The organism is Sphingobacterium sp. UBA1897 (assembly GCF_002337775.1).
In the GTDB taxonomy this organism is placed as follows: domain Bacteria; phylum Bacteroidota; class Bacteroidia; order Sphingobacteriales; family Sphingobacteriaceae; genus Sphingobacterium; species Sphingobacterium siyangense.
The window spans coordinates 78,339-90,904 of record NZ_DDGR01000007.1 but is presented as its reverse complement, the minus strand read 5'-3'; the positions used below and the strand labels follow the sequence as shown (position 1 = coordinate 90,904).

Sequence of the window (12,566 nt, the reverse complement as noted above, 5' to 3'; positions counted from 1 at the left end):
ATTTTAGGCCTTTTATGCTTTTGACCAAAATGAGAATATCATAACGACAGATGCTCCAAGCATTGGTCATTATCGAGAAAATTTTATTTAGCTTCCCTCAACAGGTATTTAGGAGAGCTTTTACTTCGTTACCTCAAAACGATTTGCTCCATAATTCAAGTTATTCAGTGATAAGCCCATTGCGAATAGTAACTAATAAGCTACGAATTCTAAGTGACCATTTACAGATATTTAATCATCATTTAAATAATTAAATGTGTCTTTATTTTTACTGCCATATACAAGGGTATGCCTTCAAAACATACCATGGTTTAACAAGTAAATTTAAAGACAATGAAAAGATTAATGATGAGTTTGGTAGCAATGGTGATGCTATCATCTGTTGCTTCGGCCAAGACAGCTGCAACAATAGTCAACGGAAATACATCTGTGAAAACAACTTCCCAGCGCCTGGCTAACAATACGGTTAGGTTTACCGAGGCAACCATAGAAACGAATGCGGCATTCGTACGCTGTAATTTTAAAGTAAGTATTTATAGCTGTGATGGTGTTTTATTAGGCAGCGCTGTCTACACAGATTATGCTTCTTCAGCTGGCGGCTGTGCTAATTTCTTTGCAGCAATGCATGACTGGGTTGCAAACAACTAAACTTTTATTCATTCTTACACAAAAACAAAAGCGGGGCTTTGACCCCGTTTTTCTAAACTAAATTATCATGCGTAAATATTATATATTCTTTTTATTTCTATTCCTTTCCAGATTATCTTTTGCACAGCGGCTTCATGCGATATATGAATACATCCCATCAGCCATGGCTACTTTTAAAGAAGATGTCTATTATGATGGAACAGTGAAGATTGCTGTTCGTGATTCGATGCCAATACGCAAGCAGGAGCTCAACAAAGATGGCGATGATGAAGTAGCTTCCTCATTTTCGATAACAATTGGATCTGGCAAGAGGTATAACAGGGTCGTGATCCATCAAAATAAGGCTGACCAACAGCTAGAAACCCGTTCCATTCAAGGTGTTAACTATTTGGTGACGGACAAATTTCCGGCATTGGTCTGGAATACCGATTACACCGATGTGGATACGTTAGGCAAACATGTATGCCACAAAGCAACGGCCTCTTATCGTGGAACTACTTTGGTCGCTTATTATACCAATGATATTCCCGTACCTGTGGGACCATCGAAATTTGGTGGCTTGCCGGGCCTTATTGTGATGCTGTATAACGAAAGTGCCAATCCGAACTATTGGTACCTGAAGGAGGTAAATTATCCCTATGCGGGAAATATTCCCGTAAATGATAAATATATCCAGTCTTTACCCAAATTGAGCCTGGAAGAATTTGTCAAGAAAGACGACCAAATCAATGAAGAACAAATGCGTATTATGTACAGCAAAATGCCAATGATGGAAGGTGTAAGCGTTGATAAGCAAAAAGTTAGAGGCAGTGTAGAGCAAGTGTATGAATGGGAACATCAATAAGCGGATAGCGGCCTTATTCAGCTTTTGTCTGTTGTTTATGGTCGTACATGGACAGGTTGCTATCCATGGAAGCGTTAGTACTGAGGGAAAAGCGTTAGGAGGGGTACGTATTGATTTACGGCGTGATGGCGATAACAAAATGTTGGCTTATACGTTTAGCGACGGCCAAGGCAAATATCATGTGCAAACGGCCCAAAGTGGACCATTTACGTTGCTATTCAAGGCGCTTAGCTTTAAGCCAGTTTCCCTTTCGATTACGCCTACGCAGGCCGACACGCTAATTGATGTACAGTTGTCAGCTGGAGGGGTGGAGCAATTGCAGGAAGTGATTGTCCATTCCAAAGGCCCCTACCGCCGGGGCAGAGATACCATTGAGCTTGCTGTGAAATCCTTTTTGCAGGGTGACGAGCGTACGGTAGAGGATCTTCTTCGAAAGATTCCCGGCATTCAGGTGGGGGCCGATGGGAGTATCAAAATAGGCAATAAAGAAGTAGAAAAAGTGATGGTGGAAGGGGACGATTTTTTTGAAAAGGGCTATCGCCTGCTGACACAAAGTATGTCCGTTCGTCCCTTGGAAAAAATTCAGATATTGCAGCGGTATTCTAATAATAAACAGCTGAAAGGTATCGAAAATTCGGACAAAATTGCACTAAATCTGCAACTTAAGGAGGAAAGCAGGGCACAGTGGCTTGGCTCGGTGGATGCGCAGGTGGTTCCCATAGGTTCAAAATATTATCAGGCCAATGCGAACTTGATGAATTTTGGAAAAAAGAACAAATATTACCTATTAGGTGCTGCTAACAATAATGGAGTCGATGCCGTAAGCAGTATTAACCACCTGATCCAGTCTGGTTCTCCTGATGAACCAGGTCAGATTGGTGTCGGAATAACAACACCTACTTTGATAGATAATACGCCAAATTTGCCTAGTTTTGATTATAAAAGAACGAATTTCAATAACGATAAGCTGTTGTCCTTGAATACCATTTTAAATCCGACCCCACAGTTAAAGATCAAATGGCTGGGTTTTGCAAATCCTACTAAAAAATCATTTTATCGAAATACCGTGCAGAACTATCATTTGGAGGATATTCAATTTACCAATACCGAAGATTATCAGTTTACCAGAAACATCGATAACTACTTCACGAAACTGGAACTGCAGTTGGAGCCCAATAAGCGTACACTGTTGAGCTATTCAGGTACACTAGGTTCTCTGAGAAAAAATGATTTGGGTGCATTACTGTTTAGTGGTGTTCAAAGTGAGGAACTGACCAAAAGTAAAGGATATTTGACCAACCATAGTCTGAGTTATAGCTACAAATTTTCGGAGCGGGATGTACTGGTCAGCTCACTACGTTGGATAAAGCAGCAGTCGCCATTGGACTACAGTATCAATCAATACTATTATGAAGACTTATTTGGAGGTAAAGATATCCATGCGGTAAAACAACATATCGAAAATAATCTGCAGTATATGGGCGCTACTACACACTATGTAAGCCGAAAGAAAAATGGTGATTTTTTTGAGTTGGCCTTCAATATGGCCTACCAGCAGCAACAGCTCAACACCGAATTGAAGTTGTTATCAAATCCAGACGAGTTGGGTGGGACAGCAGTATCTCCTTCGGGATTTTCCAATGCGATGGACTTAAACGTGTTTCAGACGAACCTTATTTCCAAGTATACCTTTAAACGAAATAAATGGGAATTGACACCTCGCTTGCAGGCAGGTCTTGTACAGAACAGGTTGACAGATTTTGGGAAACCCAAACATAAAAATAACCTGTTGCTTTCTCCAGGACTATCGGGGAAATGGGTTATCCATCCAAAAGGGCGACTGGAAACAGATCTCTATTTTCAACAACAGAATACCTCACTCACCGAGCTAATTCCCCATTATTATACGACAGGGGTTCGAAACTTTATTCGAGGAACGGATAATCTAGCGACCTTAAGTAGTTCTGGTGGCACGCTGATGTACACCTATGGCAGTATGACAGATCGTTTTTTTGCGAACCTTTCGGCCGGACATCAGATTTTGTTTGATTATGTGGGTACAGAAAGCAGTTTAGACCCCAATTTTAGCCTTGTGCAACAAGTATTGCTTAAAAACAAAAAGAGCAGCAATTACAAGGCAGATCTCAATTATTACCTGAAAGTTGTAGGTGGAAATTTCCGTCTGGACTTAGGTGCAAACACGGCAGATTACGAAACATTGGTGGTGGGCGTGGGCAATCGTCAAATTCATACAGAGACATATGATTATGGACTATCGTTTAGAAGTGCATGGAAATCCAGGTTGAATATTTACACAGGTTATGCCCTGCAGTCGGTTACTTATCGCTCAGATAGCAAAACTACACTCAATAATAGCCGCGGATTTCTGAATGTATTTTTGAATATGGGAAAAAATATACAGTGTAATCTAAAGAATGAATCCTATCGCTTTGGCAGTTTCCTTGGGCAGGATTCCAAGACCTATTATTTTTCGGATTTCTCCCTATCTTATGAATTGCGGCAACATAGGACAAGATTTACCATGACAGCAAAAAATATTTTTAATACTCGCTTTTTCAGAAATGCTGAATTGACAGACCTTTATAATACCAGTACCGAATATAAACTTTTGCCGGGTTATATCAGTTTTGGGGTAGATTACAGCTTTTAAGTTTTTATCTTGAAACCAGGACAGAACATATCGTCGAAGATGAAAAATTCTTTCAGGATAGGCCTGCAACCGTTGCTTTTTATTACAAGTTGATTTCATCCGAAATTAGATTGTCAATAAAAACGCTTTGATCAATTCGGCGGTTTCAATAGGTTTTTCCGCAAGAATAAAATGGCCACAGTTTTCAATTTTTTTAAGTGTTAGATTACGGGTGATTTCCGGTAATGAATGAAGCAGTAGGTCATAGCCACTTGCACCAATCGCCAGGACTGGCATTTCTAATTTACTGTAGCTCGCGTAATCTTTAATATCCTGTGGAAAGGCTTGATACCATGCATTGGAACAACGAATAGCATCTTTATTATCATAAGCTTCACTATAAACAGATTTATCAAATTGGCTTATGCTATCTTTATTAATCAGCAGGTTGTCAAATAACCAAGAGATGACGATTGACATGCGTCCCTCAAGTAACCTTTCCGGTAATTCTTTGACTTGGTTAAAAGCTAGCCACCATGGATATAGATAAGTTCCCCCCAAAACAGGTAGCATAGGAAGCTGATACATGCTTGGGTCTGGATGTGGTGTATCTAGCAGTATCAATTTACTAGTTGCTTGAGGATAATTACAAGCAAAACTAAAAGCAACATGTGCACCGATATCGTGACCTGCAATAAAAACGCTGTCCAAGCCTAAATGCTTTACTAATTTGTAGATATCCTTGGCGATGTTCTTTTTGTCGTAACCATTTTCCGGTTTATCCGAGCTACCCATTCCTCTAATTTCAACTACAAATACTTGGTTGCTTTCTGCTAATATAGGCATTACATGATGATAGGCCCACCATGTTTCTGGATAACCCGGAATAAGAATTATGGGGTCTCCTTTGCCTCCGTGAACATAATGGATTGAAATGTCATTTATTACGATAAAATTGCTTGTGAAGCCGGGTACAAGTTTAATAAGTTCTTTGTCGGAATATGCTGTTTTCATGATAAAAAGATATTTATAGCGACCATTGATTTTCTATAGACAAATTTAAACTGTATTTTTACAACCAACAAGTATGAAGTATACTTTATACTTGTGATATTTTTTTAAACTATTGATTATCAAGTGAAATTAATTAGTCAACTAGCGAGGGAAGCGAACATTCCTATTGGAACTATACGTTTTTATGAAAAGAGTGGACTCATTTCTGGCAAGACAAAAAAGGATATAACTTCCAATAACTACGTTTATTACGATGATGAAGTAACCGAAAAACTGAGGTTCATAAAGATGGCAAAAGCTGTAGGTTTTACGTTAGCTGAAATTAAGCAGGTTATTGATGCATGGTATCAAAAAGAGCTAACTCAGACAAGTAAAATGGAAGTGCTCGATCTTAAATTGGAACAGATAGATGCTAAGATAAGGGAACTTAAAGTAATGAAAAAGCAAATCGAACAATGTAAAAGCAATATCCAAAATGGTTTAAGTCGATAACCTATGTTTCCGGCTTTACCTACTCCTAGCTCATTGAAATGAAAAAGATGAAAGAATACAAAATTGCTATTGGATTGTCAACCGTATTGTGTCTAATTGCCTTTTTTATTAGAGATCGGTTTTTAATGTTTTTTACAACCGAAATTATAGGTGAAAGCCCCTTGTTTAAGGATAGCTGGCGTCTACCTGGCCAGGTTTTACCAACACTGATTTTTATTTTCTCTTTTGGAATTCTCCCTTTTCTGTATCTGTCAGTCAAAAATTATTGTAAAGTATCTTCGTTAAGAAATCAACGGCTTTCCCTTCTAATTATCAGTACTTCGGGACTTATATTGTGTTGGGTGCGCTTGGTTTATTTAAAATTTAAAGTTGCTCAGATACGAGACCTGTTAAGAAGGGCCGAGTTTACTTCGGATGGTGATATACCCAGCGTTCGGTTTCAAGATATGCATCTAGAGTCTTATCTCTTAGTAGGCTTACTTGTTGGCTGGCTACTAAGTATTATTATTTTTAGAAAATCTACAAATCCTAAACTTTAATCCCCCCCTGAATGCTTAACGAGAGGGGGATCTCGTACTATGAACTGCATGAGAGTGTAGAACATCCTGCGGTGTTGTCATAGCTAGAAGGACGTTTGACGGAAAATTCCGGAAATAATTCTTGGTATGGATTTTCTAATGCTTGCGTTAGTTTCATTAACATTGCTGTTTTTCCAGCATTAATTTCTTCAATGCATTGGTAAAGCAGATAGTTCCGCAGTATAAATTTGGGGTTTGTTTTTTTCATTAAATCCAGGGACTCAGCTTTTGAAATTGAATTTGAATGCAAGCGGGATTGATACTGTTCCATGAAGTCTTTAAGTCGGCTAAGCTTTTCTTCATTTAACACAGCGTAAGCTACTGGGCTAAAATGTTCATGTAAATCAGTTTCTGGAGTTATTTTTTCCAATTGATTGAAGAATAAGGTATGATCCAATGCGAGTTCTTGCATTAAACCTTGCCAGTTGTTAAAAAACACCTCATCTTCCTTTTTTAGCCCATCAAATCCGAATTTTTTGCAAAGCATTTTGTCATGAGCTTCCCAAAAGTAAACGCCAAAATTATTTAGGGTGTTTTCAAGGAATTTTTCATCGTTGATGATAGGTTGGAGGGCATTCGCAAGTTTCCATAAATTCCAGTTTGCAATCTGTGCCTGCTTTCCAAATGCATATCTCCTTCCTGGTAGATCCGTCGTATTGGGCGTGAAATTTAAATTATATTCATCCATCATTGAGTAGGGACCATAATCGATCGTTAGGCCTAAGATCGACATATTGTCTGTATTCATTACCCCATGCACAAAACCTACTCTAAACCATTCTACCATTAAGTCTGCCGTGCGGTTACATACATTTTCAAAAAAATCTTTATATTTCTGCTGATCGGATGAAACAATTTCAGGGAAGTAATTTTCAATCGTAAAATCAAGCAGATCCTGTAATAAGCTGTGCTCCCCCTGAGCAAACATCAGTTCAAAATGTCCAAAGCGAAGGAAGCTTTCGGCGGTTCTGATTACCACGGCTCCTTTTTCGTATTGTGGGTTGCCGTTGTACATGATATCCCGAAGAACATCTTCTCCCGAAAAGGCCAGGCTTAAGGCCCTGGTAGTAGGTATGCCCAAGTGATACATGGCTTCACTCATCAGGTATTCACGTACAGAAGATCGCAATACGGCTCTTCCGTCTGCACGTCTTGAATAGGGCGTTGCACCAGCTCCTTTCCATTGAATTTCGGTCTTCTTACCCGCGGCATTGGTAATTTCTCCTGCAAGAATAGCCCTACCATCGCCCAGTTGTCCGGCCCAGTTACCAAATTGATGTCCCGCATAAGCTGTAGCGTAGGTCTGAATATTGTCGGGTAGGTGAGATCCTACCAAAAAGTTAAGGTCCTTTTCTTCAAATTTACCCAGCCCTATTTCCTCAGAAAGAGCCTCGTTGAAAGCAATCAGTTGAGGCTGTTCAAACCCAGTAGGTTCGATCGTAGCAAATAACACTTTTGGCGTACCTCGCTGTGTAGGATTATTGGAAAAATCTCCAGGAAATTTTTTGAGGAAAGGTTGTTTGATCTGTTCAATATTCATACGGCAAAGATATTAATTATAAAAGATATAGACTTTCCAAATTATGGAAAGGTCCTGCATATGGTCAAAGCGTTTTCAGAATGACCATGTTGAGGGAAAAATCAGTTGCTGTCGGACTAGGCTCGCTAATTATTGCAGTGACTGAACAATTCAGGAAGATCAAAGCCTGTCTAACAGAATACAGAATTTTGTTTTTCTCTAGCACGGTCGTAAGCCTTTTGCAAGAGGTAACAGGCATAGGCAACATCTTGTTTATTGTGAAGGTAAAAACTGATCCATCCTGAATTTTTAAATAGATGATGGTCCTTGATTTTTCCGTCCATCATTAATGATTTTTTTAGCTCTTTATTTAATAAAATATCCACTAAACCATTGCTATGTACTTGTGCGAATTCCTTTCCCGAATAATTGAACGCAGTCCCGCCATATTTATGTATCCCAACCGTCGTCCCGGGCATACCTTCGACATTTTCTTCCAGGTCATCGATCCAATGTAGCAGTTCGGGCTTCGCAATGAACATCCAAAGTCTCATAAGACTATCAAATAGGATGGCTAATAAAGGGATATCCTTTAAAAAGCCAAGTTTTCTTACCACAAAAGAAAACATAGGTTATCGCTCGCTTAATAGTTTAATATGCTCCATTACTCGGAAATGGACATTCCTAGTGATACTTTCTGCCCAAAGGTCATAATACCAAGTAGGGAAGACATGGAGATTATACCAACTGTTCCCGATAAGGGTGATGGTACCATTTCCATTGTCTTTCAACATAAATTGACCTCTTTTGATATCTATATGTCCCATAATTTCAGGGTCTTTGGGTTGATCAATGATATCAAAAACTAAGTTTTCATTGACGTCAAATTTTACAATCTTCTCATCGAAAATATATCCGTTGCTGAAAATGCATTTTCGGTTTGCGCCAAGTTTATGCTCACTTACCGTTGTGGCCATTGGGCTCGGCATTCCTATATTAAAGAGCCAATAGCTTTCCTTCTGAGATATCGGATCGAAGGCGACCACGTGCTCCCATACTTGTGCTGGACTCGCATGAATCAAGATCTCATCGGAGACCATATTTTCGTGATGATGATCACTCAGGGAGTCAACAATAAAAATTCCAAGTAACAGGCTAACAATGCTTATATTCAATTTTTGATTACTCTTTTTAAACATTGACCTTCCAATAAAGGCGCCTGCGATAACAAAACCAAAAATAAGAGGGGAAACAATTAAGAGGCAAATAATGCCTTCACCTAAGAATATAAAGCTCAGTAAGATAGCCATGAGACTACCCAAGATAGAGCATGCCGTTATTTGTGTTCCTCTCATGTTGGTATCTTTCCAACACCAAGCCATAATAATACCCATCAACAGTGGAATAATCACAAACTCAGAAAAGACAAGTACACCCACATCCTTGGGCAGCAATGAAGATTGCATACCAATAATTAGAAATGCAAAAATGTTGGCTATTAGAATGCCCTGAACTATTTTAGAACTTCGTACTTTATAAAACGTTTGTTTCAAACTCATCGTATTTGATTGTTAGGCTTCCCGACTCAGGCTGATCTGATTTTAGCCGCATATTCACACACTGCTTAAAGGCGTTTAAGTGAAAAAGCGATATCGAAGCTAATGCTTTTTTAATTGTTAATGACCAGTGGTGTCTGAATATTTATTTCGGTATTTTGTGCCTTTACCCAGGGACCAGCATAATAGTTCCATTCATCATTCGGGCGACAATTTATGAATATGCCACCCACTTTTGGCTTGCCATCCGTTATGCTAAAACTTTGTATGGCTAAGATATTAAATAATTCGCTATTTAATAAATTTTGGAATGTTGCTAAATATAATGCTATTCAATTGAAGCTGATCAAAATGTTACAAATACGGAAATGCCTTTGCGTTGGATGTATCCTACTTCTGAATTCGATACAAATCGCGAAAAAGTTGATGAAGCAAGTCTACGACAATGGGGTGGAGTTGATAATGTGGATAAAATTATTTGGTTATTACAGAAATAAGTAAGAAACTCGCTTATAAGATAATGGTAGAAACCGCATTTCGATAAGAACGTTGTGGTAATACTTGTTCATAGAAATAGACAACTCCAATGAAATTAAGAAAAATTATATTGCTTTTGGTGATAACCCTTTTAGGGCATATGCTCTTCGCTCAGGCAAAAAATGAGGTAAAGGTACTGCAAATCAATATCTGGCAGGAGGGGACTGTCGTGCCGAATGGGTTTCCTGCTATTGCAGACGAAATTATTGCCAAGCATGCAAATGTCGTTCTCTTTAGTGAAGTCCGCAATTACAAGGGAACAGACTTTATTCAGCGTATACTAACGGAACTCAAAGCTAAGGGGGCCATATATTTTGGCCAGTCCAGTGACGCAAAACTGGATGTCGGCTTTATTTCCAAATATCCGATTGAATCACAGCATATGCTTTATGAAAAAGATAGTACTATGGGCGGTGTTTTAAAAAGTAAGATCAAGATTGGAAAGCGTTCTTTTGTATGTTATTCTTTACACTTGGACTACACGAATTATGCCTGCTATTTGCCACGTGGTTATGATGGTGTGACCTGGAAAAAGTTAGATCGTCCTGTTTCAGACGTAGGTACCATTATCGAGGCTAATCGGAAAAGCAAACGTGATGAAGCTATCCAGGATATCCTGAGCGATGTAGAGAAAGAGGATCAATCACAATCGTTTATTATTGCAGGTGATTTTAATGAGCCTTCGCATTTGGATTGGACATTGGCGACAAAAGATCTTTTTGACCATCGTGGGGCAGTGGTTCCCTGGGACTGTTCGGTTTTATTAGAAAAAGCCGGATTTATAGATAGCTTCCGTCAATTATATCCCAATCCGGTCAGTCATCCTGGTTTTACTTACCCTGCTTTTAACAAGGATGTTCCCATTGAGAAATTGGCATGGGCACCCACAGCGGATGATCGGGATCGGATCGATTACGTTTATTACCGCAGCAAAAAGCCGTTGAAGGCAGTAAAAGCTAACATTGTCGGTCCTGTGGAAACCGTAAAGTATGGGCAGAAGCAGGAAAAAGATAGTGAAGATAACTTCCTGCTGCCCGAATGCGTGTGGCCAACCGATCATAAAGCGATGTTGGTTATGTTTGAATTCTAGTGCATCAATAGCCATATGAAATATACCGAAAAGCCCGTAAGTGCCTACGAATGATAATTTATCTGCAGCGAATTATAATTGGTTCGATTTTTAATAGGTTGTACTGTTAAATTTGTGTTTAAAATGATAAGTTTATCATGAACAAATCAAGCTAATGAAAAAGATTAAAAGGTTCGTTTTAGTGGTCGTCGCTCTATGTGTAGTAGCCCTGGTTGTTGTGGTGATAACCAATAGCAATGTAAGGGCTAAAACAGATTCGGTGATTTTCACTGAACTTAAAGATGTGCCAAGAACCAAGGTCGCCATCATTTTTGGCGCTGGTATCAATGGTGATCAGCCAAGTAGATATTTGAAAGATAGACTCGATGCTGGGATTTCATTGTACAAAAACCACAAAGTGGATAAAATATTGCTGTCGGGAGACAACGGAAGAGACGAGTACGATGAGCTTAGCGTAATGAAGTTGTACTGTCAGAAAAATGGCATCGATACCGCAAAAATTTACATTGACTATGCTGGGTTCGATAGCTATTCGACCATGTACCGGGCAAAATATATATTTAATGTTGATACGGCAATCTTGGTATCTCAGAAATATCATCTAAATAGATGTATTTATCTGGGCGATAAATTGGGCATAAAATCATTCGGCTATAGTGCAGATCGAGGCGCTTACCCGGGGTATAAATATTATGCATTTAGAGAAAAACTATCGGTTGCGAAAGCCGTTTTGGATGTAATGAGAAATAGAAAACCAAAGTATTTAGGTAAGCAGGTGGATGTAAACGGAAAATCGAATTACACGAAAGAATAGGTTATTAGATTTTGTAGACCGATAGACCATTTATTATCGTATAATTGTTTGAAAAACCAGGTATTAATTTAATATTGGACAACAGACAAATGAAAGTTATTCTAAAAATACTTTTAGTTATATGTGGGATTGGGATCGCAATTTTCGTGGGTTTTATCGTTATGATTCAGGCCGCTTTTGGTGGTTTTGACAAAGATTATTCCGTAACGGAACTTAAAGAAAACTTTGAGGAAAAAAGAGCCGAGATTTATGAAGTCAAAAATTATATAAACAAAATAATTCCACCAGATAAATCTGTTGAAATAGAATTTAGCAAAAACAATACTTTAGGTATTTTCCATTTGAAAGTGGGTGGCAGGTTTGACAGTAACTGGGATGTGAAAATTAGTTCGAATACAACAGACTCTTTATTGCAAAAACTTGGTTGGACAAGAGGGACTTTAAAGACTCTCAAAGAGAAGTTAGATAATGCAAATTGTATCGGTATTACAAGCGGACAACCTTGTAAGATAAGCTTTCAACGAAGCGGGATGGGGAGGTATTCCTTTAATTTGTTTGATAAACCAATTGCCGATAGCTTAAAAGCGCGTTACAATGACGGCTGCACTTACATTATGGTAAATGACAGGCTTGTGCTGGAATATGGTGGTGGTGCGATTGGAAGTCAATGCTTTTATAATTTAGAATAGGTAGAAAGCTTAGTCGCTAAAAAGAACAGGCCGTATGAAATTGACTATTAAACAATCTTATCATCAACCGAAGAGTTACTCTTTGGTACCTTAACCATTTATAATTCCTTGAATAAACAAAAATCGTCATGCAGA

The 12,566-nt window shown here is 38.7% G+C and carries 12 protein-coding genes; 8 read left to right on the top strand and 4 right to left on the bottom strand.

The window, feature by feature from the left end; all coding sequences use genetic code 11:
• Window positions 1–333: 333 nt before the first annotated feature.
• The 3 genes from B4N43_RS05765 to B4N43_RS05755 all read left to right on the top strand — a co-directional run bounded on the left by B4N43_RS05765 (window position 334) and on the right by B4N43_RS05755 (window position 4,163).
• Window positions 334–648: a hypothetical protein gene (locus B4N43_RS05765; RefSeq protein ID WP_286733426.1), complete on the top strand. Its 315-nt coding sequence runs from the start codon at window positions 334–336 to the stop codon at window positions 646–648.
• A gap of 67 nt (window positions 649–715) precedes the next feature.
• On the top strand, window positions 716–1,492 hold the full coding sequence (locus tag B4N43_RS05760) for a GLPGLI family protein (RefSeq protein ID WP_088161169.1): 777 nt from the start codon (window positions 716–718) through the stop codon (window positions 1,490–1,492).
• Window positions 1,473–4,163, top strand: a complete 2,691-nt coding sequence (locus B4N43_RS05755) for a hypothetical protein (RefSeq protein WP_286733423.1) — start codon at window positions 1,473–1,475, stop codon at window positions 4,161–4,163. Before B4N43_RS05760 ends, B4N43_RS05755 begins: the two co-directional genes overlap by 20 nt.
• A gap of 105 nt (window positions 4,164–4,268) precedes the next feature.
• On the opposite strand, the gene B4N43_RS05750 is transcribed toward B4N43_RS05755, so the two are convergent.
• Window positions 4,269–5,156 carry an alpha/beta fold hydrolase gene (locus B4N43_RS05750; RefSeq protein ID WP_120334570.1) on the bottom strand — a complete coding sequence of 296 codons (888 nt, stop codon included), beginning with the start codon at window positions 5,154–5,156 and terminating at the stop codon, window positions 4,269–4,271.
• Between the two features lie 123 nt (window positions 5,157–5,279).
• On the opposite strand from B4N43_RS05750, the gene B4N43_RS05745 reads away from it, so the two are divergent.
• Window positions 5,280–5,648, top strand: a complete 369-nt coding sequence (locus tag B4N43_RS05745) for a MerR family DNA-binding protein (RefSeq protein ID WP_075992126.1) — start codon at window positions 5,280–5,282, stop codon at window positions 5,646–5,648.
• A gap of 47 nt (window positions 5,649–5,695) precedes the next feature.
• Window positions 5,696–6,187, top strand: coding sequence for a hypothetical protein (locus B4N43_RS05740; protein ID WP_248933516.1), 492 nt, complete (start codon window positions 5,696–5,698; stop codon window positions 6,185–6,187).
• 37 nt (window positions 6,188–6,224) lie between these two features.
• Here the strand turns inward: B4N43_RS05740 and B4N43_RS05735 are convergent, their stop codons facing one another.
• The 3 genes from B4N43_RS05735 to B4N43_RS05725 all read right to left on the bottom strand — a co-directional run bounded on the left by B4N43_RS05735 (window position 6,225) and on the right by B4N43_RS05725 (window position 9,304).
• Window positions 6,225–7,766, bottom strand: a complete 1,542-nt coding sequence (locus tag B4N43_RS05735; protein WP_286733420.1) for a protein adenylyltransferase SelO — start codon at window positions 7,764–7,766, stop codon at window positions 6,225–6,227.
• 170 nt (window positions 7,767–7,936) lie between these two features.
• Window positions 7,937–8,362, bottom strand: a complete 426-nt coding sequence (locus B4N43_RS05730; RefSeq protein WP_286733418.1) for a luciferase family protein — start codon at window positions 8,360–8,362, stop codon at window positions 7,937–7,939.
• 15 nt (window positions 8,363–8,377) lie between these two features.
• The gene (locus B4N43_RS05725) at window positions 8,378–9,304 is read right to left on the bottom strand and encodes a hypothetical protein (RefSeq protein ID WP_286733416.1); all 927 of its coding nucleotides are present in this window, start codon (window positions 9,302–9,304) and stop codon (window positions 8,378–8,380) included.
• A gap of 583 nt (window positions 9,305–9,887) precedes the next feature.
• On the opposite strand from B4N43_RS05725, the gene B4N43_RS05720 reads away from it, so the two are divergent.
• The 3 genes from B4N43_RS05720 to B4N43_RS05710 all read left to right on the top strand — a co-directional run bounded on the left by B4N43_RS05720 (window position 9,888) and on the right by B4N43_RS05710 (window position 12,431).
• On the top strand, window positions 9,888–10,928 hold the full coding sequence (locus B4N43_RS05720; protein WP_286733414.1) for an endonuclease/exonuclease/phosphatase family protein: 1,041 nt from the start codon (window positions 9,888–9,890) through the stop codon (window positions 10,926–10,928).
• Window positions 10,929–11,082: 154 nt separating this feature from the next.
• On the top strand, window positions 11,083–11,742 hold the full coding sequence (locus B4N43_RS05715) for a SanA/YdcF family protein (protein WP_286733413.1): 660 nt from the start codon (window positions 11,083–11,085) through the stop codon (window positions 11,740–11,742).
• 89 nt (window positions 11,743–11,831) lie between these two features.
• A complete protein-coding gene (locus B4N43_RS05710; protein ID WP_286733410.1) occupies window positions 11,832–12,431 on the top strand; it encodes a hypothetical protein in 600 nt (199 codons plus the stop codon).
• Window positions 12,432–12,566: the final 135 nt, after the last annotated feature.

Excerpts from the sequence above, each read along its gene's own strand:
- B4N43_RS05720 (WP_286733414.1), top strand. The coding sequence starts at position 9,888 with ATGAAATTAAGAAAAATTATATTGCTTTTGGTGATAACCCTTTTAGGG.
- B4N43_RS05755 (WP_286733423.1), top strand. The coding sequence starts at position 1,473 with ATGAATGGGAACATCAATAAGCGGATAGCGGCCTTATTCAGCTTTTGT.
- B4N43_RS05750 (WP_120334570.1), bottom strand. The coding sequence starts at position 5,156 with ATGAAAACAGCATATTCCGACAAAGAACTTATTAAACTTGTACCCGGC.
- B4N43_RS05715 (WP_286733413.1), top strand. The coding sequence starts at position 11,083 with ATGAAAAAGATTAAAAGGTTCGTTTTAGTGGTCGTCGCTCTATGTGTA.
- B4N43_RS05765 (WP_286733426.1), top strand. The coding sequence starts at position 334 with ATGAAAAGATTAATGATGAGTTTGGTAGCAATGGTGATGCTATCATCT.
- B4N43_RS05725 (WP_286733416.1), bottom strand. The coding sequence starts at position 9,304 with ATGAGTTTGAAACAAACGTTTTATAAAGTACGAAGTTCTAAAATAGTT.
- B4N43_RS05710 (WP_286733410.1), top strand. The coding sequence starts at position 11,832 with ATGAAAGTTATTCTAAAAATACTTTTAGTTATATGTGGGATTGGGATC.
- B4N43_RS05735 (WP_286733420.1), bottom strand. The coding sequence starts at position 7,766 with ATGAATATTGAACAGATCAAACAACCTTTCCTCAAAAAATTTCCTGGA.
- B4N43_RS05740 (WP_248933516.1), top strand. The coding sequence starts at position 5,696 with ATGAAAGAATACAAAATTGCTATTGGATTGTCAACCGTATTGTGTCTA.
- B4N43_RS05760 (WP_088161169.1), top strand. The coding sequence starts at position 716 with ATGCGTAAATATTATATATTCTTTTTATTTCTATTCCTTTCCAGATTA.